Annotated in this window: 17 protein-coding genes; 9 read left to right on the top strand and 8 right to left on the bottom strand. The window is 69.0% G+C overall.

The genetic code is table 11. The features are described 5' to 3' along the window. Positions 1-123: 123 nt before the first annotated feature. A complete protein-coding gene (locus tag AB8P05_RS02195; protein ID WP_472758624.1) occupies positions 124-3,477 on the bottom strand; it encodes a transglutaminase family protein in 3,354 nt (1,117 codons plus the stop codon). A 291-nt stretch (positions 3,478-3,768) separates the two neighbouring features. Between AB8P05_RS02195 and AB8P05_RS02190 the strand changes: the two genes are divergently transcribed. Together AB8P05_RS02190 and AB8P05_RS02185 are read left to right on the top strand one after the other, a co-directional pair. Beyond that, positions 3,769-4,656 carry a hypothetical protein gene (locus AB8P05_RS02190; RefSeq protein WP_472758623.1) on the top strand — a complete coding sequence of 296 codons (888 nt, stop codon included), beginning with the start codon at positions 3,769-3,771 and terminating at the stop codon, positions 4,654-4,656. A 34-nt stretch (positions 4,657-4,690) separates the two neighbouring features. Beyond that, complete coding sequence (locus AB8P05_RS02185; RefSeq protein ID WP_472758622.1) at positions 4,691-5,539, top strand: lysozyme inhibitor LprI family protein; 849 nt, start codon at positions 4,691-4,693, stop codon at positions 5,537-5,539. A 28-nt stretch (positions 5,540-5,567) separates the two neighbouring features. On the opposite strand, the gene AB8P05_RS02180 is transcribed toward AB8P05_RS02185, so the two are convergent. Beyond that, positions 5,568-6,347, bottom strand: a complete 780-nt coding sequence (locus tag AB8P05_RS02180; RefSeq protein ID WP_472758621.1) for an SDR family oxidoreductase — start codon at positions 6,345-6,347, stop codon at positions 5,568-5,570. 166 nt (positions 6,348-6,513) lie between these two features. On the opposite strand from AB8P05_RS02180, the gene AB8P05_RS02175 reads away from it, so the two are divergent. After that, entirely contained in the window at positions 6,514-7,428 is a 915-nt protein-coding gene (locus tag AB8P05_RS02175) for a LysR family transcriptional regulator (RefSeq protein ID WP_472758620.1), read from the top strand. A gap of 18 nt (positions 7,429-7,446) precedes the next feature. Here the strand turns inward: AB8P05_RS02175 and AB8P05_RS02170 are convergent, their stop codons facing one another. Then, positions 7,447-8,343 carry an aldose 1-epimerase gene (locus AB8P05_RS02170; RefSeq protein WP_472758619.1) on the bottom strand — a complete coding sequence of 299 codons (897 nt, stop codon included), beginning with the start codon at positions 8,341-8,343 and terminating at the stop codon, positions 7,447-7,449. Positions 8,344-8,647: 304 nt separating this feature from the next. Between AB8P05_RS02170 and AB8P05_RS02165 the strand changes: the two genes are divergently transcribed. Further along, positions 8,648-9,754: a hypothetical protein gene (locus AB8P05_RS02165; RefSeq protein ID WP_472758618.1), complete on the top strand. Its 1,107-nt coding sequence runs from the start codon at positions 8,648-8,650 to the stop codon at positions 9,752-9,754. 8 nt (positions 9,755-9,762) lie between these two features. Then, the gene (locus AB8P05_RS02160; protein WP_472758617.1) at positions 9,763-11,334 is read left to right on the top strand and encodes a serine/threonine-protein kinase; all 1,572 of its coding nucleotides are present in this window, start codon (positions 9,763-9,765) and stop codon (positions 11,332-11,334) included. A 75-nt stretch (positions 11,335-11,409) separates the two neighbouring features. Here AB8P05_RS02160 and AB8P05_RS02155 read toward each other — a convergent pair whose 3' ends face one another. Beyond that, the gene (locus AB8P05_RS02155; RefSeq protein ID WP_455171673.1) at positions 11,410-11,979 is read right to left on the bottom strand and encodes a peptidylprolyl isomerase; all 570 of its coding nucleotides are present in this window, start codon (positions 11,977-11,979) and stop codon (positions 11,410-11,412) included. Positions 11,980-12,166: 187 nt separating this feature from the next. Between AB8P05_RS02155 and AB8P05_RS02150 the strand changes: the two genes are divergently transcribed. Genes AB8P05_RS02150 through AB8P05_RS02135 form a run of 4 tightly spaced genes read left to right on the top strand, consistent with a single transcriptional unit; the run spans position 12,167 to position 16,495 of the window. Further along, positions 12,167-13,837, top strand: coding sequence for an intermembrane phospholipid transport YdbH family protein (locus AB8P05_RS02150; protein WP_472758616.1), 1,671 nt, complete (start codon positions 12,167-12,169; stop codon positions 13,835-13,837). Positions 13,838-13,845: 8 nt separating this feature from the next. Beyond that, the gene (locus AB8P05_RS02145) at positions 13,846-14,109 is read left to right on the top strand and encodes a YnbE family lipoprotein (protein WP_455171671.1); all 264 of its coding nucleotides are present in this window, start codon (positions 13,846-13,848) and stop codon (positions 14,107-14,109) included. Then, positions 14,109-14,477 (top strand): YdbL family probable chaperone protein, encoded by a 369-nt coding sequence (locus tag AB8P05_RS02140; protein WP_472758615.1) that lies wholly within the window; start codon positions 14,109-14,111, stop codon positions 14,475-14,477. The genes AB8P05_RS02145 and AB8P05_RS02140 overlap by 1 nt, the downstream gene beginning before the upstream one ends. Continuing rightward, positions 14,474-16,495: an O-linked N-acetylglucosamine transferase, SPINDLY family protein gene (locus tag AB8P05_RS02135; protein ID WP_472758614.1), complete on the top strand. Its 2,022-nt coding sequence runs from the start codon at positions 14,474-14,476 to the stop codon at positions 16,493-16,495. The genes AB8P05_RS02140 and AB8P05_RS02135 overlap by 4 nt, the downstream gene beginning before the upstream one ends. On the opposite strand, the gene AB8P05_RS02130 is transcribed toward AB8P05_RS02135, so the two are convergent. The 4 genes from AB8P05_RS02130 to AB8P05_RS02115 form a co-directional block, all read right to left on the bottom strand. Further along, on the bottom strand, positions 16,486-17,211 hold the full coding sequence (locus AB8P05_RS02130; RefSeq protein WP_472758613.1) for a hypothetical protein: 726 nt from the start codon (positions 17,209-17,211) through the stop codon (positions 16,486-16,488). The two genes, AB8P05_RS02135 and AB8P05_RS02130, sit on opposite strands and share 10 nt — an antisense overlap. Positions 17,212-17,337: 126 nt before the next feature. Then, the gene (locus tag AB8P05_RS02125) at positions 17,338-19,728 is read right to left on the bottom strand and encodes an LPS-assembly protein LptD (RefSeq protein WP_472758612.1); all 2,391 of its coding nucleotides are present in this window, start codon (positions 19,726-19,728) and stop codon (positions 17,338-17,340) included. Positions 19,729-19,883: 155 nt separating this feature from the next. Further along, positions 19,884-21,305: a homospermidine synthase gene (locus tag AB8P05_RS02120; RefSeq protein ID WP_472758611.1), complete on the bottom strand. Its 1,422-nt coding sequence runs from the start codon at positions 21,303-21,305 to the stop codon at positions 19,884-19,886. Between the two features lie 143 nt (positions 21,306-21,448). Then, positions 21,449-22,732, bottom strand: a complete 1,284-nt coding sequence (locus AB8P05_RS02115; protein WP_472758610.1) for a type III PLP-dependent enzyme — start codon at positions 22,730-22,732, stop codon at positions 21,449-21,451. Positions 22,733-22,856 lie beyond the last annotated feature (124 nt).

The raw sequence follows: 22,856 nt of genomic DNA, 5'->3' as shown, positions 1-22,856 counted from the left end.
GTACTACCGATAATATTTGCGCGCGAAAATATATCGCGTTATGGCGCTGAAAAGTTGATGTCGCAGCGGTCATGCAACCGTTCCTCTCCCTGGGGGGAAGGAACGGTTGCATGGGAGGAGGGCTTATCCCCGCCGCAGGTCCAGGGTCATCGGGAATTGCGGGTTGCGTTCCTCCGCCGGGACGTCCATCGGGCCGGGGGTGTGGCCGAAGGGGAAGAAGCGGGCCAGACGGCGCCCTTCCGCCTCGTTGGCGTTGACCGGGAAGGTCTCGTAGTTGCGGCCGCCCGGATGCATCACGTGATAGGTGCAGCCGCCGATAGACCGGCCGGCCCAGCTGTCGAGGATGTCGAAGATCAGCGGGGTGTGGACGGGGATCGTCGGATGCAGGCAGGAGGGCGGCTGCCAGGCGCGATAGCGCACGCCGCCGACGAACTCGCCTTCCACCCCGGTCGGGATCAGCGGCACGCGCCGGCCGTTGCAGGTGATGACGTGGCGGGCGTCGATCAGGCCGGTGACGCGCACCTGCACCCGCTCAACCGAGCTGTCGACATAGCGCACCGTGCCGCCGCCACCCGGCTCCTCGCCCAGAACGTGCCAGGGCTCCAGCGCCATGCGCAGTTCCATGGTGATGCCGCGCTGGCTGACATGGCCGTAGACCGGGAAGCGGAAGTTGAAGTGCGGCGCGAACCAGCTGTCCTCCAGCGGGTAACCGTGGTCGCGCAGGTCCTGCAGCACGTCGGCCATGTCCTGCTGGACGAAGTGCGGCAGCATGAAGCGGTCATGCAACTCCGTGCCCCAGCGCACCAGCCGCCCCTTGTAGGGATGCTTCCAGAAGCGCGCGACCAGCGCCCGCATCAGAAGCTGCTGGGTCAGGCTCATCTCCGCATGTGGCGGCATCTCGAAGGCGCGGAACTCGACAAGGCCGAGGCGCCCGGTGGAGCTGTCCGGCGAATAGAGCTTGTCGATGCAAAATTCCGCCCGGTGGGTGTTGCCCTGCACGTCGACCAGCAGGTTGCGCAGCACCCGGTCCACCAGCCAGGGCGGGCAGTTGCCGCTCGCCGCCGCCTGGTCGATCTGGTTGAAGGCGATCTCCAGCTCATAGAGCTGGTCGTCGCGAGCCTCGTCCACCCGCGGGGCCTGACTGGTCGGGCCGATGAACAGGCCGGAGAAGACGTAGGACAGGGCAGGGTGGTTCTGCCAGTAGGTGATGAGGCTGCGCAGCAGATCGGGCCGGCGCAGGAAGGGGCTGTCGGCCGCGGTGGCGCCGCCCATCACCACATGGTTGCCGCCGCCGGTGCCGCAATGGCGCCCGTCGATCATGAACTTCTCCGCCCCCAGGCGGGACTGGCGCGCATCCTCGTACAGCGCGATGGTGTTGCGCACCAGATCGTCCCAGCTGTGGGCCGGGTGGATGTTCACCTCGATCACGCCCGGATCCGGGGTGACGGCCAGGGAGTTCAGGCGCGGGTCCTTCGGCGGCTGGTAGCCTTCGATGACCACCGGCATGTCAAGCTCGACCGCCGTCGCCTCGATCTCCGCCAGCATCGCCAGATAGTCCTCCAGCGTGCTCATGGGCGGCATGAACAGGTGCAGGCGGCCGTTGCGCGCCTCGCAGGTCAGGGCGGTGCGGACGATCCACCAAGCCGACTTGCCTTCCTCCGGCAGCTCGTCGCGCACCTCCGCCATGATGCGCTGGCGCTGGGCGATGCGCTTGTCGGTGTGGACGCCGCGGTCGGATTCCTGGACCGCGCCGCGGACCTCCTGCCGGCGCTGCACCGGATGCGGGGGCAGGGGACCGCGCTCCTCGAACGGATCGGTCTCCCAGCCATAGGGATAGTCGGACTTCGACACCCAGGGCAGCGAGCCCAGCGGCAGGCGGTAGCCGACCGGGCTGTCGCCGGGGATCAGCACCAGCTTCTCCTGGCGCAGCGGCCATGTGCTGGACAGCCAGACCGGTCCCTGCTGGGTCATGCGGCGGTTGATCGGCAGGGCGAATCCCACCGGCTCCGCCAGACCGCGGGTGAAGACGCGGGCCAGCCGCTCGCGCTCCTCCTTGTCCTCCAGCTTGCTGTTCAGCGGATCGACGTTGATGGGCAGCTGGGATTCCTTGCGCAGGTAGTGCCACGGGTCCTCATAGGCGCCCAGCACCAGCTGCGGGTCGATGCCCAGCCGCTTCGCCAGCGCCATCAGGAAGACGCCGGCATCCTGGGCGGTGTGGCCGTAGTCGGTGTCCTCGCGCGCCAGCAGGTCGCTGTTGGCCCACAGCGCCTCGCCGTCGCGGCGCCAGTAGACGGTCATCGCCCAGCGCGGCAGCGATTCGCCGGGATACCATTTGCCCTGGCCGAAATGCAGCAGGCCGCCGGGGGCGAAGCGGGCCATCAGCCGGTGGATCAGGTCGGCGGCCATCTTGCGCTTCTGCGGACCCAGCGCCGTGGTGTTCCATTCGGCGCCGTCCATGTCGTCGATGGAGACGAAGGTCGGCTCCCCACCCATGGTCAGGCGGACGTCCTCCGCCTTCAGGTCCTCGTCCACCCGGTGGCCCAGCGCCTCGATGGCCGCCCATTGCTGCGGGTTGTAGGGCTTGGTGACGCGCGGCGCCTCGTAGATGCGGGTGACCGACATCTCATGACCGAAATCGACCTCCGCCTCGTCCACCATGCCGGAGATGGGGGCGGCGGAGGAGGCGTCGGGGGTGCAGGCCAGCGGGATGTGCCCCTCGCCCGCCAGCAGGCCGGAGGTGGGGTCGAGCCCGACCCAGCCGGCGCCGGGCAGGAACACCTCCGTCCAGGCATGCAGGTCGGTGAAGTCGCTCTCCGGACCGGACGGACCGTCCAGCGCCTTCTGGTCGGCGGTCAGCTGGATCAGATAGCCGGAGACGAAACGGGCGGCGAGGCCCAGGTTGCGCAGGATCTGCACCAGCAGCCACGCCGAATCGCGGCAGGACCCGGTGCGCTTGGTCAGCGTCTCCTCACAGGTCTGGATGCCCGGCTCCATCCGGATGACGTAGCCGATGTCCTGCTGAAGCTGCTGGTTGACGGCGACCAGGAAATTGATGGTCGGCGTCTTTTCCCGCGGGATGGCCTTGAGGTACGCGGCCAGTTCCGGCCCCGGCTCCTCCGTCTCCAGATAGGGGCGCAGCTCACGCTGCAGCCAGTCCTCGTAGGCGAAGGGGATGTGGCTCGCCTTCTCCTCCAGGAAGAAGTCGAAGGGGTTGATCGCGGCGATCTCGGCGACCAGATCGACCTCGACGATGAACTCCCGCGTCTTTTCCGGGAAGACGAAGCGGGCCTGGAAGTTGGACTGCGGGTCCTGCTGCCAGTTCAGGAAATGCTGCTTCGGCGTGACCTTCAGCGAATAGCTGAGGATCGGCGTCCGGCAATGGGGCGCCGGGCGCAGACGGATGATCTGCGGGCCGAGGGACACCGGCCGGTCGTAGCGATAGATCGTCTTGTGGTTCAGCGCGACGTGGATCGCCATGGAAAACCCCGCCTCATGCCTGTTCGATGATGTTCGCGCCCCGGTTTGGTCCGGGGTCGCCGCTGCAACGGTAACACCGAAAAATCCGCCCCGACAGGGCGGCCCGTCCCCGATCCTACCGCAGTTGCGAAAAAGTCACGAAGTTGCCGATGACTCGCGCCGCGGCTTTCTTCCGTTCGCGTTACCCTTTATATCCTAAGCGAATGGGGTATCGCTGCGGCGGGGTCTCGCGTCCGGATGGTGTCGGTGGCGGCTTCTTCGATATTGGGCGGCAACCGTGGGATGGGTGGAATGGGCGACGCAGGCAACGGCGGCGCCGGACGGGGCGTCGTCACCGGGAAATACTTCAATTTCAAGCCGCTGCCCCCGCCGGCCGACATATTGGGCAACCCGTTGGTGGTGCCGAACCTGCCGACGCACAAGCTGCCGAAGGAGACGTTCGGCAGCCGGGTGAAGCGCTTCCTCGCCCGGATGAATCTGGGCAGCCAGTCGGCGGAGACCCGGCTGCGCTGGAAGCTGTACGACACCATCCAGGCGACCATGGCGTCGCTGTCGCCCGCCGTGACGCTGGTGGCGGAAAAGCGGGCGCCGGTGAAGCAGAAGAAGCTGTCGGTTCCCATCGTGGTGGTGCGCCATCCCTATCACCTGCGCCACGTGTTCGAGATGCTGCCGAACATCCCCGACGCGCTGGCGGCGGAACAGCGGTTCATCGAACTGCTGATGACCCGCGCGCTGAAGCGGTATGGCGAACAGATGGCCCTGATGAAGGGCAGCCCCTTCTCCTTCGAGCATGAGGCGAGGGAATATTTCTTCGCTGGCTTCAAGCTGGAAAAGCAGATCAAGAAGGTCAACAACCCCGACGAGCGTTTCGCGGCGCTGCAGGCGATCCACACGAACTACTTCCATGGCCGAAATTATTACTATTTCGCGCTGCTGAGGCGGGAGAAGCTGGCGCCGGACAACAAGCTGTTCATGCTGTTCGCCCGCGCGGTCTATTTCATGGCGCGGGTCGATTGGAACGGCGAGCTGTTGGAGAAGCCGAACCCGCGCGCGCTGCCCAGCCGCGACGACATGCTGTTTTTCGTGGAGCGTGACAAGTCGGTCGTGACGCGCTATCGCACCGACCAGGATTTCCAGCGTCAGGTCAAGGCCGTGCTGGAAGCCTTCCCCGCTTCGTGACGCCCTGCCTCACCATTATCCAAGGTTTCCTGCCATGCGTGCCCTGTCCCTGGTGAGCGGTCTCCTGGCCGCCGGCTCCATGCTCGCGATGCTGGCGGCGACCCCGGCGCCGGCGCAGTCGCCCGCCCCGGACGCCGCCGCGCCGACCTGCGATGCGGCGGAAACGCCGTCGGCGCAGCTGCTCTGCCGCGACGCCGGTCTGGCATCGGCGGGTGCGGCGATGGAGGCTGCTATGGAGGCGCTGGGGGCGACCACCGACGCGACCGGGAGGGCGGCGATCGAAGCCGGCCAGACCGTCTGGCGGGCGCGGCGCGACGATGCCTGTCCGGTGACCGCCGCCGACCTTGCCGATGCCAAGGCGACCAAGTCCCGCACCGACTGCCTGATGCGCGTCATCCGCCAGCGCACCGCGGCGCTGGAGGCGGAAAGACTGGCCCGGTCGCGTCCGGTCGCCGACCTGCCCCTGGCCGTCACCGGGGCCGCCGCACCGCGATTCGTGGCGCCGCAGGTTCCGGTGCCGCCGGTCAACCGCAAGGCGACGATGGCGGCGCTGGGCGGCCGCTGGGCCAAGGCCGATCCCAACGACCGCACCGCCATCGACGATTGCCGCAGCTCCTATCTGGAGATCGGTGCCGACCGCAAACTGAACGCCGTGGATGAGCGGGTGCCCCAGTTCCCGCTGACCGGCAGGCTGCCGGCCGACGGCGACCCGGTGCAGGAGGTGACCGTGCAGCCCCTGCCGCCGGAGGGCGCGGCGGAGGCGGCTGAACAGCCTTTGGCCACCCTGCGGCTGCTGCCCGCCGACTCGGCACGCTTCGACCGGCTGATCCTGCGCATGGCCCCGCCCGCGACCTTTGCGGCGGAATTCGTCCGCTGCCGCTAACCTCGTCCGGCGCTCCGGTGGGAGGGTCCTAGGCGGTGGGGATCGTGCCGCCGTCGATGACATATTCGGTGCCGGTTATCGTCCCCGCGCGGTCGGAGGCGAGGAAGGCGATCAGGTTGGCAACGTCTTCCGGCTTCGACGGCCGGCCGATCGGGATGCCTCCGAGCGAGTCCATGATGATCCGCTTGCCGCCCTCGTAATCGGTGCCGGCATCCTTCGCGAGCCGCTCCGCGAACCGTACCGATGCCTCGGTTTCGATCCAGCCGGGGGAGACGCGCACCACGCGCACGCCCTTGGGCGAGACTTCCTTCGAAAGACTCTTGCTGTAGGTCGAGAGCGCGGCCTTCGCGGCGGCATAGGCCGTCGTCGCGTCCGGCAACGGCAGCTGGCGCTGGATGGAGGTCACATGGATCACCACGCCGTGCCCCTGCGCCACTATCGCCGGCACCAGTTCGCGGTCGAGCCTGACGGCAGGCATCAGGTTGAGATCCAGCTCCCTCCGCCATTCCTCGTCGCTCAGCGCCGCGAAGCCGCCCGCGGGGGCGGAGGATCCGCCAAGCATGTGAACGATGACGTCGACTCCCCCAAGACGCTCCCTCACGGCGGCGGCCAGCGCTGCGCAACCCATCGGCGTCGTCAGATCCGCGGAGACGAACATTTCCTCGTTGAGCGTGTCCGGCCGGGATCGGGCGGCGGTCAGCACGCGGGCACCGAGGTCGCGAAACAGCTGGACCGTGGCGGCTCCCGCGCCGCGCGTGCCCGAGGTGACCAGCGTCCGCTTGCCCTTGAGATCGATGAACGGGATCATTCGTTCGTTCGTCCCGGCGTCGTCGATATGGGCTTGATTCGATGAGGGGAGTGTCATTGCGCGGTTCCTTGTGATCGGGTTTTGCTCTGTCCCCTCCAATGTGAAGCTGGACGCGTGTCCCGATAACCGGGATAAATCTGGATGCGAAATTTCGGATTCTGGGACAATGCACCGGCCTGAACTGAACGACCTGGATGCGGTGATCGCCATCGCCCGCCGGGGATCCTTTCGCGCCGCGGCGCTGGAGCTGGGCATGTCGGCGACCGCGCTCAGCAACGCCATCGGCAAGCTCGAAGCCGGCCTGGGCGTCCGTCTGTTCAACCGGACGACGCGGAGCGTGTCGCTGACCGATGCCGGACGGGTGTTCGTCGATCAGGTCGGCCCGGCGCTGCAGGACATCCACGGCGCGCTGGAGGCGGTGCGGTCGCAGCAGACGGTTCCTTCAGGCACGCTGCGTATCAACGCCTTCGCGACGGCGGCACGCGAGATCCTGTCGCCGTTGGTGCTGGAGTTCCTCCGCCGCCATCCGCAGGTGCATGTCGATCTCGTCACCGAAGGGCGGCTGGTGGATATCGTTGCCGAAGGTTTCGATCTCGGCCTGCGGGTGGCCGATCTCGTGCCCAGCGACATGATCGCGATCTCCCTGGGCCGGCCGCAGCGATTTGCCGTCGTCGGCTCGCCAGCCTATTTCGTGGAGCGTGACAGGCCGCGGGTCCCGCCCGACCTTCTCGACCACCGCTGCATCCGGGTCCGCCTACCGAACGGGGCTCTCTACCGCTGGCAGTTCGAGAAGGACGGACAGGCGGCGCAGATCGACGTCGACGGACCGATCACCCTGGACGAGGCCAGTCTTGCGCGGATCGCCGTCCTTGACGGCATCGGGTTGGGCTTCTTCATGGAACCGGACGTGCGGGCCGATATCGCGGCGGGCCGCCTCGTTCGTGTCCTCGACGATTGGACACCGCCGCGGGCCGGGCTCTGCCTCTATTATCCTGGACGGCGCAACCCGTCGGCCGCCTTCCGGGCGTTCATCGGCCTCGCCCGCGAATTCGCGGCAAAGGACGCTTCCACAGGCCCGTGATACCTAGGCCCGTGACACTCAGGTTCGTGACACCAGGAAGCGCACGGTCATCGACAGCCTCTCCCCCGCCGGCAGGGCGATGACGCCGGCATCCGCCTCCTGCGGGCGGTTCAGCGCGTCGGTCATGTGGGTGACCGGCTCCAGGCACAGGTAGGGTTCGCCGGGCGGGGCATAGACGATCAGGTGGCCGACCGGCCCGTCGGCGAGCATGGTCAGGCGCAGCCGCTCCCGCGGACGGTCCAGCGTCGCCGTGCCGGACCACCCGGTGAAGCCGTTGTCCAGCGCCGCATGGTCCATCGCCACGCCGTGGCGGAAATCCCAGGCGGCGGGAAGGGGGCGGCGGCGGGATGGCAGGATGGTGTCGTCATTGTCCCAGACGGCACGCACGTCGGCGGTGACGACGCTGCCCGGCGACTTGGCGAAATAGGGATGCAGACCAAGCCCGGCCGGCATGTCGCCGTCGGATTCGTTGACGAGGTCGAGGGTGACGGTCAGCCCTTCACCGTCGAGCGCCACGGTCTGGGTCGCGCGGTAGCTCCAGGGCCAATCGTCGGCCCGATGGCTGAAGCCCATGCGCAGCGCATCCTCAGCCGCCGCCTCCACCGTCCAGGGATTGGACCAGCCATGGCCGTGGATGCGGTGCGGCGAGCCGGGATCGGTGGCGAGCACGACCTCCCGACCCTGGAAGACGAAGCGGCCGCCGCCGATGCGGTTGGAGAAGGGGACCAGCGGGAAACAGGCCATGTCCGGGGCGAAGTTGCCGGCCAGGGCACGCTCCGACGCGGGGCGGAACAGATCGACCGGACCGTTGGGCGTCGACAGGCTCCAGCCCGCCAGCGAGCCGCCGATGTGCGGGGCCGCGGTGAGCGTCATCGGCCCGTGCCGCAACGCGATGATGGTGCCGGTCCGGATCATGCGCTTCTCCCATCGTCAGCGTCGCGGTTCTTATCGCATATGCGAAGACCGAAGGGAACGGCCGCCGCCGATGGCGCAACGCTGACACAGTTTCTGTGTGTTTGACGAAAAATGTGGGTATCGTACACCCCTCCTTTACCCTCCACCGGCGAAGATGGGGGCAAAGCGGGGGATGGCGGCCGCGGATGACAACGCGGGGAGCGCCCCCGTTGTTGCAGACCGCCCCGCGGCACCCGGCGGGCGTCCGGCAGGTCATCGTTGAGAACGCCATCGCCAGGAAAGCCACCGGCAGGAAAGGTCGCGAGTGTCCAGTTCACCGCTCAGCCGCGCGATGCCGCCATCGCAGCCCACCATGGGCTCGCTCGAGGAGGCGGAGCTGTGCGGCGGCCTGGAGGATTACCACGCGCTGCCGGCGCGGATGGTGATCGGCGTCGTGCTGCGCCAGTATCTGGATCCGCTGTGCCTGACGCCCACCGAACTGATCCATCTCGCCAAGCCGCTGAAATCCTGCCTGGACCACGGGACGCTGGTCGACTCCGCCGTCGCCAGGGTCGCCGCCGTGCAGGCCCGCGCACCGGGGCAGGAACAACAGAGACGCCGTCAGGCCATCCGCAGCGCGGTGGACGAAAGCTGGGCGAGGGCGCGCGCCGCGCAGTCCGCCTTCGCCGCCATGCCGCGCGGCCGCCGGCCGGTGGACTGGCTGCTGTCGCAGGGAACCGGCACGCCGACCGGCGATGCCGGGTACGACTTGCGGGTCGCCGTCGCCCTGGAACTGGTGGAGATCAAGAGTTGGGGCGGCAAGCTGGACCGGCTGCTCGAACTGCACCAGTGGGACCGGGTCGAAGGGCTGGCCGCCGCCGTTGACGGGGTCATCGGCGATGTCCTGGCCTCCGTCGCCGCGGGGGCGGAGCTGTTCGGCGCCAACCTGTTGCCCGGATCGCTGCTGTCCACCCTGTGCGACATGCTGTTCGGCCGCATCGGCATGGAGGCGATGGGGCCCAACCGGATTGGCGTGCTGAATGCGCTGTTCCGGCAGGGCAAGCTGCCGATGGCGAGGGCCGCCGTGCTGGACCGCATCCGCCGGCAGCTGAAGGCGCCCCAGCCGCTGGGCCGCGGCGCCTTCGACCAGGAGGCGGAGCTGCTGAAGACGCTGACCGGCCATTTGCTGACCCGCGACGGGCTGATCGGCGGGGCGGCGATGGCCGATGCGCTGACCGTGCGCTATTCGCGCCGGCTTGAGCAGGGCGGGGCCAGCGCCTATCGCCGCTCCATCGTCGGCCTCAGCGAAGGGCAGCCCGACCTGATCTGCCGCGTCCATTATCTTACCCGCGTCGCCGCCGCCCCTGCGGGGAGCGCCACGCGGACGAGATACTCGCCTCGCTGGAGGCCGCGGTCGCCAACGAACTTCTGATCGAGAACATGCTGGTGCAGACGCCGGACACGGCGCTGCTGGAGCGTGACTTCGCCCGCGCGCTGGCGGCCGTCCGCTCCGCCCCGCTGCCGGCCGATGCCTGCGACCGGATCGCCGCCAGGGCCGAACGCGCCGTCGACGATTATGTGAAGACCGGCCAACTGGCCACCCGGCTGAAACAGGTGGAGCCGATGCTGCGCCGCCGCACCATCCGGCTGGCCGAGGTCGCCTGCTCCGGGTTGATCCGCGAGGATGGCGCCCTGCCGCTGATGCGGCAGCATATCCTGGAGATCGTCCGCCAGCCGCAGTTCCAGGCGGAGATCGCCCAGCCCGACAGCGATGTCGCCCAGGCCGAGGTGCGCCGGCTGCTGCATCTGCTGGACCGCCTGCGCCAGATGGCCACGGCGCCGGCCCCGCCGCCGGTGCCGATCCCGGTGCCCGCCGCACACCAGCCGGGTCCACGCAGTGCCGACACCGTCTGCAATCCGGTCGCCGCCCCCATGCCTGGCCCCATGCCTGGCCCCATGCTTGGTCCGATGCCTGCCGGGAGGCGGGTGCCGGCGGACACGGTTCTGGTCGGGGCGCAGGGCGCCGCCGCGCCCGTTGCCGTGGCGGATGAGCTGTGCCCCAGCTGCTACGCCGCCCTCCCTTCGGCCGGTTCCTGCGCCGGCTGCGGCTTTCCCGCCAAATCGGACAACCGGCCGGGGGTGCATCTGCCGCCCGGCACGCTGCTGCACGGCCGCTACCGCGCCGGGCGGGTGCTGGGGCAGGGCGGGTTCGGCGCCACCTATCTGGGCTGGGACGACAGGCTGCGGGTGAAGGTGGCGATCAAGGAATTTTACCCGGCCAACCTGATCGCACGGCTTCCCGGCGGCGCCGCCGTCTCCCCCTTTTCCGACGAGCATGCGGAGACTTTCGCCGCCGGCCTCGCCAAATTTCTGGAGGAGGCGCGGACGCTGGCCCGCCTTCGGGACGTGCGCGAGATCGTCGGCGTCCAGGACTTCTTCGAAGAGAACGGAACCGCCTATCTGGTGATGGAACTGTTGGAGGGCCGGACCATGAAGAGGTATCTGGCCGACTGCGGCGGCCGGATCGACGTGAAGCGGACGCTGTCGGTGGTGACGCCCATCGCCAAGGCGCTGCAGGCCATCCACGAGCAGGGGCTGATCCACCGCGACGTCAGCCCGGACAACATCTTCCTGACCAACGGCGGCGACCGCAAGCTGCTGGACTTCGGCGCCGCCCGGCAGACGGCGCGGCCGGGCGCCGGGCTGACCGTCATCCTGAAGCCCGGCTATGCCCCGCCGGAGCAGTATTCGAACGAAGGGCGCCAGGGACCCTGGTCGGACGTGTATGCGCTGTGCGCCACGATCTATCTGGCGCTGACCGGCCGCACGCCGCCCGACGCCACCGCCCGCTTCATGAACGACAAGGTGCCGCGCCCGTCCGAACTGGGAGCGGCGCTGCCGCCTGGGTTCGAGCGGGTGCTGATGTCGGGACTGGCGATGCGCTGGCAGGACCGGCCGCAGTCGATGAAGGACCTGCTGCGCGCGATGACCACGGCATTGGCCGCCGGCTGAACTTCGCGGAATGCGGCCATGAAAAAGGGGACCGGCGCACCGGTCCCCCTTTCCTGGTCCGCTGGGACGACCGCCTTACTTGGCGTCGGCCGCGACCTGCATCTTGATGATCTTGTCCGGGTCGGTGACCTGACCGTTGCGGGACTGGCTGCCCTTCTTGATCATGTCCACGAACTCCATGCCCTCGACCACGCGGCCCCAGACCGTGTACTGGCGATCCAGGAAGTTGGACGGCGCGAAGCAGATGAAGAACTGGCTGTCGGCGCTGTTGGGATCCTGCGCGCGGGCCATCGACAGGGTGCCGCGGATGTGCGGGGCGCTGGAGAATTCGGCCTTCAGTTTCTTGCCGGAGCCGCCCATGCCGGTGCCGGTCGGGTCGCCGGTCTGGGCCATGAAGCCGTCGATGACGCGGTGGAAGACGACGCCGTCGTAGAAGCCCTGGCGGGTCAGTTCCTTGATGCGGGCGACATGGTTGGGCGCCAGGTCGGGCCGCAGTTCGATCACCACGCGACCGTCCTTGAGGTCGAGGTAGATGGTGTTTTCCGGATCCAAGGCCTTCGCCTCCCCTTGCGAGACTGTAAAGAACGAGACAGTGAAGATTGTGGCGAACAGGGCCGCCAGCAACGCGCGGGTCCACCGCTTCATGCGAAACACTCCGATGAGCCGAAATCCGCGCACCGGACCATAGGGGAAAAGCAGGGGAATGCAAAGCCGCGCTGGCGGGGGAGGCGATCCGCCAAAAGTCACGGATGACGGACGCTTGTCCGGGTGTTCATCCCGGCATGGACGTGGCAAGCCATCGGCATCGCATGAAGCGGGGAGGGGACGGCGGGTGAGGCTGGGACGGGCGATAGCGGGAACGGCGGCGGTTGCGGTGACGCTGGGCGTCGCCGGCCTTGGCGGTGCCATTCTGGCCGGGCCCGCCCTGATCGGCGGCGTTGCGACCGAGCTGCTGCGCGACTCCGGCTTCGCCGGTGCGGAAGTGACCGTCACCGGCCTGCGGATCGCCGACGGCTGGGACGGGCTGCGGCTGGACTTCACCGCCGGCAGCGGACCGCTGGAGGAAGCGGCCAGGACGCTGGATCTGCCGATGGCGGGACGCGTCACCCTGTCCGGCGCTCTGCGGGTGGGGATGGAGGGCGGGACGCTGACCGTCAGCCCCGACGGCTGCCTGCCTGCCGCCGCCGAGAAACTCGTCGTCAGCGGCCAGACTCTGGTCCTGCCGCAGGGGGCGTCGGTCTGCGCCGTGCCGGATGCGCCTCTGCTGCGCTGGTCTCCATCGCTGATGGATTTGGCGGCGGAGGTGAAGGCCCCGCGGCTCGACCTGCCGGCCGGCAGCCTGCGCGCCGACCAGCTGGTGCTGCGGCTGGGGCAGGACGGGACGGGGCGGCGGGCGGACGCCACCGTCGCCAAGCTGACCAACACGGCCAAGCCGGCGCCGGTCGTGCCGCTCGCCGTCACACTCCGCGCCGTCCAGGAGGGGGAGCAGCCCTGGAAGATCGACGGCAACGCGAAGGATGCGCAGGGCCTGCTGTCCGTCACCCTGGCCGGCAGTTACGACCAGACCGCCGGCAGCGGCCGGGTGGAGGCGGTGGCCAAGCCGGTGACGCTTGCTCCGGATGGACCGGGACTGGCCGTGCTGTCGCCGCTGGCTGCGACATTCCTTCAGAAGGCGTCGGGCACCCTGTCGGGCAAGGCCACGGTCGCCTGGGACGCCAAGGGCATGACCACGGCCGGGCAGGCGTCGGTGAAGGGGCTGGCCGGAATCGCCGGGCCGGTGACCGTCGCCGGGGTCGGCGGCACGGTCGCCCTGTCCAGCCTGTCGCCGCCGGTGATCCCCGGCGGGCAGAAGCTGTCCGTCGGCCTGCTCGACGTCGGTATTCCGCTGACCGACGGCACGCTCTCCTTCGGGTATGGGCGCGACGGGCGGCTGGATGTGGGGCGGGCGGAATGGCGCTGGGCCGGCGGCACGCTGCGCGCCGACCCGTTCAAGCTGGCGCCCGCCGCCCCCAAGGGGACCGTCACCCTGCATGCCGACGGCATCGACGCGGCCAGGCTGCTGGAGCTGATCGCCGTCGACGGGCTGGAGGCGAGCGGCAAGCTCGCAGGCACCCTGCCGGTGGTCTTCGCCGACGACACGGTGACGCTGAACGGCGGCGTGCTCGAATCCGCCGCCCCCGGCACCCTGCGCTACGACCCCGCCGACCCGCCCGCCGCGCTGAAGGGGGAGGAGGGAAGCCCGACCGCCATGCTGATGGGGGCGCTGACCGACTTCCGATATGACAGCCTGCGCATCACCATCGACGGTCAGGCCGGCGGCGAACTCAGCGCCGGCCTGTCGCTGCGCGGCGCCAACCCGTCATTCTACGATGGCTATCCGGTTGCGCTTAACCTTAAGCTGTCCGGCGCGCTCGACCGGATTCTGCGCCAGAACCTCGACGTCTATCGGCTTCCCGACACGATTCGGGACCGCATGACCGGCTTCGACCAGAAGGACCCCTGATCGCCACCATGCTGACCAAACTTCCACCCAACCATCTCATGGCCGCGCGCCTGATGGCCGCCCTGCTGCTGCCTGTCGCCGCGGCGGCCTGCGCTCCCACGGTCAAGATCGAAGCGCCCGACAAGCCCATCGAGATCAACCTGAACGTCCGCATCGAGCAGGAGGTGCGGGTCAAGCTGGAACGCGACGTCGACGACGCGATCCGCAACGACCCCGCCCTGTTCGGCCTGCCCGCGGACTCCGTGCCCTCTCCTGCCAAGGGGAAGAAGTGATGACGACCCATCCCATCACCCGCCGCCGCTTCAACCGGCTGGCCCTGTCCGTCGTGGCCGCGGGGCTGCTGGCCTCGGCGGTGCCTTCACTCGCCTTCGCCCAGGATGCGCTGGCCGCCGCCAAGGCCGCCGGCCAGATCGGCGAGCGTCCCGACGGGCTGGTCGGCGCCGTTCCCGGCGCCCCCGCCTCGGCCCAGGCGCTGGCCGAGCAGGTGAACGCCCAGCGGCTCGCCCGTTACCGGGAGATCGCCAAGGGCAACGGCACCGCGCTCGACAAGGTCCAGGCGGTCGCCGGCCAGCAGCTGATCGAGCGCACCCCCGCCGGCCAGTTCGTGATGACCGCCGCCGGCCAGTGGCAGCGGAAGTGACCGACGCGGCCACCGTCGCCGACCTGCGCCGCCGTCTGGCCGGCAAGCCCGGCGACGGCGCGCTGCTGGCCGCCCTGTTCGGCGCGCTGGACGCGCTGGCGCAGGCGGGTACGCCGGAAGAGGCGGTCGCCCGCTCCAACTTCGGCGAATCGCTGCGGCGGCAGGGCCGGCTGGCGGAGGCGGAGGTCCATCACCGCAAGGCGCTGGCATGGCTGCCGGATTTCGGCGGCAACCATTTCAACTGGGGCGTGACCCTGCAGGCGCTCGGCCGCCCGGCGGAGGCGGCGTCCGCCTATGGCGAAGCCGCAAGGCTGATGCCGCGCTTCGCCCCGGCGCCTTGCAACCAGGGGGTCCTGCTGCGCGAACTTGGCCGGCTGGACGAGGCGGAGGCGGCACTGCGCCGCGCTCTGGATATCGACCCGCTTCTGGTGCCGGCGCGGCTTGCCCTGGCGGCGCTGCACCGCGACCGCGGCGACCTCGACCGCGCCGTCGCCGGCTTCCGCAGTTGCCTGTGCCTGCGGCCCGATCTTGCGGAAGGGCAGGCGAACCTCGCCCTTGCCCTGAAGGAACGCGGGCAGCGGGGCGGTGCCAAGGACGATGCCGCCAGCCTGACGGGATTCGAGCGTGCCCTGCACGTCGGCCTCCCCGATCCCGGCGGGGTGCTGGCGCAGCTGGTGCAGCAGCGCCGGCATCTCTGCCGCTGGGACGGGCTGGCGGCGCTGTCGGCGCGTCTGGTGGCTCTGGTACGAGAGGGGCGGACGCAACAGGTCCATCCCTGGATCTTCCTCGGCGAAGGGGCAGGGCCGGAGTTGGAACGGGCCTGCGCCGAACGCTATTCCACCTGGAAGACCCGCGGCATCGGACCGGCCTTCCCGAACCGCACCGGCCGTGGCGCCAAGCTGCGCATCGGCTATCTGTCCGCCGACTTCCACGAGCATGCGACCGCGGTGCTGATCGCCGAACTGGTCGAGCGGCATGACCGCGGGCGGTTCGAGATCGTCGGCTGCTCCCACGGTCCCGATGATGGCGGGCCATTGCGCAGGCGGCTGGCCGCGGGGTTCGACCACTTCCTCGACCTGTCCGCCCTGACCGACGAGGCGGCGGCGCAGGCGATCCATGGGGCGGGGATCGACATCCTCGTGGACCTGAAGGGCCACACCCAGGGCGCCCGGCCCGGCATCGCCGCCCGCCGGCCGGCGCCGGTGCAGGCGCAATGGCTGGGCTATCCGGGAACGACGGGCAGTCCGGCCATCGACTATGTCATCGCCGATCCGGTGGTGGCGCCGGCCGATCACCAGCGCTTCTACAGTGAGCGCATCGTCCATCTGCCCGGCAGCTACCAGCCCAACGACCGCAAGCGCGCCATCGGGCCTGTGCCCGGCCGGGCCGACTGCGGCCTGCCGGCGGACGGCATCGTCTTCTGCGCCTTCAACGCGCCCTACAAGATCGGGCCGGACCTGTTCAGCCGCTGGTGCCGCATTCTGCGGCAGGTGCCGGGATCGGTGCTGTGGCTGCTGGAGGGGCCGGCGGAGGTCGCCGTCAATCTGCGCCGCGCCGCGGCGGAGCGGGGGATCGCGGCGGAGCGGCTGGTCTTCGCCCCGCGGCTGCCCGGTCCCGCCCATCTGGCGCGCCACCGGCTGGCCGACCTGTTCCTCGATACCGGGCCGGTCGGCGCCCACACCACGGCCAGCGATGCGCTCTGGGCCGGATTGCCGGTGCTGACGGTGCCGGGCCGCTCCTTCGCCGGGCGCGTCGCCGCCAGCCTGCTGCGGACCGTCGGGCTGCCGGAACTGGCGGTGCCCGACTGGGACGCCTATGAGGAGACGGCGCACCGTCTGGCGGAAACTCCGGGCGAGCTGACCGCGCTGAAAATGCGGTTGGAGCAGGGGCGCGCGGCCGCCCCGCTGTTCGACACCGACCGCTTCGCCCGCTCCATCGAGGCCGCCTACCTGACGATGTGGGACATCCACGCGGCGGGCGGTCCGCCGCGCGGGTTCGAAGTTCCGCCTCAGGGATAGGCGCAGCGGTCCGCCGTGACCTCCACGAAGGCGCGCTGGGAGGCGGCGATGGTGAAGCGGTATTCGTTGTTGTCGACCACCAGCGACTGGTGCAGGGGCAGCACGCCGGTGACCGTCGCGGTCTTGCCGCCGATGCCGGTCATGCGGATGGTCACCGGCTGTCCCGGATCGAACCAGCTTTCGGCATTGCCCTGCGCGTTGTGGGCGGACTGGCCCTCGCCAGTGACCGTCACGGTGCCGTTGGCGAAGGTCACGCCGCGCGAGCCGCCCTTCAGCAGCGGGGTGGTCAGCGTGAAGCGCTTGGTTTCGGCCGGCTGGCAGTTGCGCTGAACCTGCGCCTGGGAAATGACGAAGGACAGGCGGTTGGCGTCCAGCCCGCCCTTCAGCCGTTCGGATACCAGCTGGGTCAACTTGGCGAGGTCGCCGGTCGGCACCTCCCGCTGCAGGCGGCCTTCCAGCTCGGCGGCGCGCGCCTCCGCAGTGCGGGCGGCGTGCTGCATCTGGGTGGCCAGCAGTTCCAGCTCCGCCTTCTGGCGCGACAGGGTGGCGATCTCCTCCCGCAGGGTGACGTCGCGGCCCTTCAGCTGCTCGATCCCCATCTGGTAGGAGAAGAGCCCGACGCCGAGAACCAGCGCGGCCAGCAGCAGGAACTTGATAACACCCGCCCGCATGCGCCGGCGGTACCGTCTTTCGTAGTCGTAACGTCCCAGGGTCATGATGTCGGTCGCGGCGGGCTGTCTCGTCGGGCGATATGGCTAACGGCAACGGCCAAGGGATGCAACCCCTTGGCCGTCCGTTTCGCCGAGATGCCTTGTCGCTGGCGGCGCGATCGCGCCACGCCGCTACTGGTTGGCGGAACCGCCGCCCAGGAAGCTGGCGTTGATGCCGGGGCTCTTGAACTCGCCGACATTCTTGAAGACCAGACGGAAGAAGATGGTGTTGCCGTCCTGCTCGCCGGTGGTGCTGACCGTGTAGTCGCGGCGCGCGATGGTCTGGAACACCAGGCATTCGTCCGCATAGGACAGGACCGCAAGGCTGGACCGCGGACCCGGCTGCGGTTCCATCGCCTGGGTATGGCTGACACCGATGCTCCAGTAATCGGTGAACTGCGACGACACGCCGAACGACGCCTGCTCCACCCGGTCGCGGGTGACCGCGTTGCGTGCCGTGGTCTGGTCGACATAGGTGTAGGAGGTGGACAGCCGCAGCAGCGGCACACCGGCCGAGGCGTTCAGCGAGTGGCGGCGGGGCCGGAGCGTCTCGTGGTCGATGCGGAAGCCGTAATTCACGTCCAGCCAGTCGGCCGGCTGCAGGTCCAGGCGGCCGACATAGTCGGACACGCGGTCCTCCAGGCCGGATCCGCCGGTGAAGCCGGCGTTGGTGTCGGTCAGGCGGCGGCTCTGGCCGAGGAACAGGCTGGCGGAGCCCTGCGTGTTGCCGTAGATCGCGGTGCGCAGGCCATAGGTGAAGCGCATGCCGTCGTCCAGCCGGTCGATGCCGGTGAAGCGGTTGGGCTGCAGCAGGTTCACGTCGTCGAACTCGATGTCCAGGCTGTCCTCGTTCGGGAACACCCGGCCGTTGGGCAGCTTGGGCGCGAAGGTCAGCTGCCCGATCGGCTCGATCAGCTGGGACGAGCTTTCGCCGTAGCGGACGAAGGGATAGCGGACGGTGGCCTGCCCCTGCGGGAAGAAGCGGAAGCGGCTGATGTTGTCGTTTCCGCGGACCGTCGGGTCGGTGTTGTTGAACTGCTGCGCCTTGTAGCCGGCGACCAGAACGCTGCCCGACAGGTTGGTCACGAAGCCGGCATTGGAGACGATGTTGCGCTCCCACCCCGGCTGCACCATGACGCGCTGGGTGTCCGGTCCGGCATTCTGGAAGCGCGACACCCCCAGCAGGCTGGTGTCCAGCGACCAGCGGCCGCCGAACAGGCTCCCCGGCTCGCCCAGCGCGTTGTACTGCGCATAGGGCAGGGCGACCGGCTCGGGAATGGTGTTCCCATAGCGCATGTCCTGGAAGCTGTAGCCGGTGATCGCCGCATAGTTCCGACCGCGGAAGCCCTCCACATAGGCCTTGCTGGTCAGGTAATCCTCGCGGAAATCGTAATAGCGCCGCAGAAAGGTCGGGTCGCTCGCCCGCTTGATATCGAAGCCGGCGCGCCAGGTCTCGTCGATGTCGAACAGGCCGCGCGCGGCGACATAGCCGCGGGTGCGCGTCTCCTTCGGCGCCGTGTTGCTGTTGCCGCCGTCGCCGCGGGTGATGGCGCCTTCCAGCTCCAGCCGGCCGTTCTCGAAGCGCTTGCGGTACTGGCCGCCCAGCAGGGGGCCCTGCTGGGAATAGTAATGCAGGTCGAAGGTGGCGTCCTGGTCCGGCCCGATGTCCCAGTAGTAATGGGTCTTGAGGATGGCGCCCAGGTTGGAGCTGTTGCCGAAGGACGGGGTCAGGAAGCCGCTCTTGCGGTCGACCGACGGATCGGGATGCGACAGGTAGGGCGTGTAGGCGACGGGGATCCCGAAGATCTCCATCGTCGCGTCCTTGTAGCGGACCTCGTGCTCCTCGTTGTCGTGCACGATGCGCACGGCGCGGATCTGCCACAGCGGCGGCCGGGTCGGGTCCTCCTTGCAGAGGTCGCAGGGGCTGTAGACGCCGCGGTTCACGCGCGTCAGCCGGCCCTCGCGCCGCTCGCCCTCGGTGCCGGCCACCCGGCCGTTGTCGGTCATCAGGACGCGGATGTTCTCGATGAACACGTCCTTCAGGTCGTCGGTCAGTTCGGCGTAGTCGGCGAAGATGATGTCGCCCGACGGCTCCACCAGCCGGATCTTGCCGGTGGCGGTGACGACCTTGGTCTTCTGGTTGTAGGTGATCTTGTCGGCGCGGACGCTGCGCTTGCCCTGCGCCAGCTCGACGTTGCCGCTGGCGGTGACGAGGCTGTTCACCTCGTCGAAGGTGACCTGGTCGGCGGTGAGCAGCACCGGGTCCTGCTTCTGCGCCGTCCCGTTCGCGGCCGTGCCGCCGGCAGTGCCGTTCCCGGTTCCCTGGGCGGCGGCCTGGGGCGCGGCCGGCTTGGTTCCCGGAACCGGGGTGGCCGGCGATTGGGCGCTCGCCGTGTCGGTGAGGGCCAGATCCACGGCGGCGACCCCGCAAGCCACCATCAGCCCGACGATGCCGGAGCGCAGGATGGGATTGGCGGCGGTCGGAGCTTTGGCGCGGGCGCGCCGGGAGACGTGCTTGGGCATGGCGGAACGATTGGGGGAAGCGAAAGCCCAAGTCAACGGTTTCAAGACCCCACCGCGGGCATTGTCACCCGGTCGCCGTCCGCCCTGTGGCAGCGACGCCGCAGCCCCCGCCGCCGGAGCGGCGGCAGGAGCCGCGGCACTTCATCCAACCTGTCTCAAACGACCCGGAAGTTCTTGAACTGCCAGGGATCGTCCTCGTCGATGTCCTCCGGGAACAGGACATTGCGGTCCTGCAGGGGCGTCCAGTCGCCATAGGCGCCGACCACCTCGCCCAGATAGGGGGAGGCAATGTCCAGCACCCGGCGGAAGTCGACCTCGTCCGGTTCCACCACGCCCCGAGTCGGGTTCTCCAGCGTCCAGACGATTCCGCCCAGAACGGTGGAGGTCACCTGCATCGAGGTGGCGTTGTTGTAGGGGGCGAGCGACCGCGCCGTGTCGATGTCGAGCCGCGAGCCGTACCAGTAGGCGCCCTTGGGATGCCCCATCAGCAGGACCCCCAGCTCGTCCATGCCGCCGGTGATCTCGTGCATCATCAGACGCTGTTCGGCCTGCATGTTGAAGTTCTTGCCGGCCAGCTCGTGCAGCGACATCACCGCGTCGTCGCAGGGATGGTAGGCATAGTGGCAGGTCGGCCGGTAGACGACCTTGCCGCCCTCGCGCACCGTGAAATAGTCGGAGATCGAGATCGCCTCGCTGTGGGTGATGAGGAAGCCGTGGAACGGCCCCTCCAGCGGGGTCCAGGTGCGCACGCGGGTGGCGGCACCCGGACGCATCAGGTAGATGGCGGAATCGCAGCCGAACTCGTGCCGGCGCCCGTCGGGCGGCAGTTCCTTCTCGTGCGTGCCCCAGCCGAGTTCGGCCGGCTGGCAGCCCTCGCTGACGAAGCCGTCGATCGACCAGGTGTTGACGAACTCGCCGATCTGCTTGGGCTGGTTCGACACCTGCGTGTCGCGCTCCGCCACATGGATCGTCTTGATGCCCAACCTCTGCGCCAGCCGGCCCCAGCCGTCGCGGTCGGTGGGCACGTCGGTCTCGACACCGGTGTCGGCGGCGATGTTCAGCAGAGCCTGCTTGACGAAATGCGACACCAGACCCGGATTCGCCCCGTGGGTGATCAGCGCGGTCGGGCCGCCTTCGAATCGGCTGCGCAGCGCCAGCGCCGTTTCGCGCAGCGCATAGTTGGAGCGCAGCGACGGCGACAGGCTGGAATCGGTGTAGCCGCCCGCCCACGGTTCGGTACAGGTGTCGGTGTAGAAGGCGCCGACCCGCTGGCAGAATTCGATCAGCGCGACCGACGACACGTCGACCGACAGGTTGACCAGGAAATCGCCCTTGTCGATCAGCGGCTTCAGAATCTGGAAGAAATTGTCGTTGTCGAGCGGGTTGTTGTGGAAGGCGACGCCGTAATGCTCCGCCTCCTCGCGCCCGCGCTCCTCGGCGGTGACGATGGTGATTCGGTCAGCCGTAAGTCCGTCGATGTGACGGAGAAGCAGAGGCAAGACACCCTGGCCGATCGAACCGAATCCAACGATGACCATGCGGCCTGTGAACGTGCAGAGCTTCGTGTCCAGGGCCATGATTTTTTGTCTCCCCGAGGTAGTTTAGGCCAACGACATGGTCCGGCGCTTCCGCCCACTTCGGAGAAGTGGGAGCGGAACGCGCCGGACCGGTGAATGTTACGGGTGTCTTTACGCTTTATCCACAGATTCCGGCGGCGCAATCAGGCTGCGCAGGAGCGCAATTGATAGCCGGGGGTGGCAAGCAGCGGCGCGTCCGACACTTCAACGACGCGCGCCTGGTCGAAACCGTTGAAGGCGGTGCGCAGGCAGGACCCATAGGCGCCGAGCTGACCCAGCTCGATCCAGTCGCCGGCCTTGACGTCGGCCGGCAGATGGAAGGGGCCGTTCATCTTGTCGGCGCTGTCGCAGGTCGGGCCGTAGAAGCTGAACGCCTCGTCCGCCGTGTCGGCCATCGCCTCGAACGGGCGGATCAGCCGCGCCGGGAAGCGGAAGCCCGGCACGCCGGCATCCGACAGGGCGCCATAGACGCCGTCGTTGATGAACAGCTCGCTGCCGCGCCGCTTGACCACCTGCACCACCAGCGAGACGCCGGGGGCGACCAGGGCACGGCCCGGCTCGCACCACAGGCGGCAATGCGCCGGCAGGTCGATGGATGCGACGCCGCGGGCGATGGCGGCCATGAAGTCGCCGAGCGGCGGCGGGGTGACGCCCGGATAGGACACCGGGAAACCGCCGCCGACGTCGAGCACGTCGATCGACACGCCGCTTTCGGCGATGACGTAGCCGGCGAGCGCGATGGCGCGCTCGTAGGCCGACGGGTCGAGCATCTGCGAGCCGACATGGAAGGACAGCCCGACCTTCGGCGCCACGGCGCGGACGGCGCGCAGCAGTTCCACCGCGTCGGTCATGGTCGCGCCGAACTTGCCGGACAGGTCGTAGACGGCATTGCCCTTCGGCAGCGCCAAACGCACGACGAGGCCGAGATCGGCGGCGTTGTCCGTCTCCTCCAGGATCTTGTCCAACTCCTCGCGGCTGTCGAGCACGAAGTCGCGGACGCCATACTGGTGGTAGGCGTTGCGGATCGCCTGACGGCCCTTGACCGGGTGCATGTAATGCAGAACGGCGTCCGGGAACATCTGGCGGATCAGGCGGATCTCGCCGGGGGAGGCGACGTCGAAATGGCGCACGCCGCCGGCCCACAGGGCGCGCAGCACCGCGGGTTCCGGGTTGCACTTCACGGCATAGAGCACGTCGCCGCCGCGGGCGACGGCGTCCGTCGCCTCGGCGAAGGCGGCCAGAAAGCTGCCGGCGGTGTCGGCCAGCACGCCGGGGCGGATGCAATGCATCGGCTCTTCCGGCCGGTGCAGGGCGACGGCCTGCGCCACCGTGGACCGGCGGCCGGTGGCGAGCGAAACGGCGCTGCTGTCGTTCAGGCCGACGCGGCGCAGCGGGGTGACGGCGGAACGGGAACGCAGGAAGCCCATGGCGCACTCCTATCCCCGGACGGCGGCATGCAAACCGGTCCGGTGAGCAGACGGCGATCCCCGGCCGCGCCACGAGCCGACCAGCACAAGGCTGTGGCGCGGGTGGTGCAGCGGAATCGGCGAT

It is taken from the genome of Azospirillum sp. VT-I1 (assembly GCF_055698305.1).
Note: the sequence above shows the minus strand (reverse complement) of the source record. Positions and strands in the feature narration are given on the sequence as shown.

Excerpts from the sequence above, each read along its gene's own strand:
- AB8P05_RS02195 (WP_472758624.1), bottom strand. The coding sequence starts at position 3,477 with ATGGCGATCCACGTCGCGCTGAACCACAAGACGATCTATCGCTACGAC.
- AB8P05_RS02190 (WP_472758623.1), top strand. The coding sequence starts at position 3,769 with ATGGGCGACGCAGGCAACGGCGGCGCCGGACGGGGCGTCGTCACCGGG.
- AB8P05_RS02185 (WP_472758622.1), top strand. The coding sequence starts at position 4,691 with ATGCGTGCCCTGTCCCTGGTGAGCGGTCTCCTGGCCGCCGGCTCCATG.
- AB8P05_RS02180 (WP_472758621.1), bottom strand. The coding sequence starts at position 6,347 with ATGATCCCGTTCATCGATCTCAAGGGCAAGCGGACGCTGGTCACCTCG.
- AB8P05_RS02175 (WP_472758620.1), top strand. The coding sequence starts at position 6,514 with ATGCACCGGCCTGAACTGAACGACCTGGATGCGGTGATCGCCATCGCC.
- AB8P05_RS02170 (WP_472758619.1), bottom strand. The coding sequence starts at position 8,343 with ATGATCCGGACCGGCACCATCATCGCGTTGCGGCACGGGCCGATGACG.
- AB8P05_RS02160 (WP_472758617.1), top strand. The coding sequence starts at position 9,763 with ATGCTGGTGCAGACGCCGGACACGGCGCTGCTGGAGCGTGACTTCGCC.
- AB8P05_RS02155 (WP_455171673.1), bottom strand. The coding sequence starts at position 11,979 with ATGAAGCGGTGGACCCGCGCGTTGCTGGCGGCCCTGTTCGCCACAATC.
- AB8P05_RS02145 (WP_455171671.1), top strand. The coding sequence starts at position 13,846 with ATGCTGACCAAACTTCCACCCAACCATCTCATGGCCGCGCGCCTGATG.
- AB8P05_RS02140 (WP_472758615.1), top strand. The coding sequence starts at position 14,109 with ATGACGACCCATCCCATCACCCGCCGCCGCTTCAACCGGCTGGCCCTG.
- AB8P05_RS02130 (WP_472758613.1), bottom strand. The coding sequence starts at position 17,211 with ATGACCCTGGGACGTTACGACTACGAAAGACGGTACCGCCGGCGCATG.
- AB8P05_RS02125 (WP_472758612.1), bottom strand. The coding sequence starts at position 19,728 with ATGCCCAAGCACGTCTCCCGGCGCGCCCGCGCCAAAGCTCCGACCGCC.
- AB8P05_RS02120 (WP_472758611.1), bottom strand. The coding sequence starts at position 21,305 with ATGGCCCTGGACACGAAGCTCTGCACGTTCACAGGCCGCATGGTCATC.
- AB8P05_RS02115 (WP_472758610.1), bottom strand. The coding sequence starts at position 22,732 with ATGGGCTTCCTGCGTTCCCGTTCCGCCGTCACCCCGCTGCGCCGCGTC.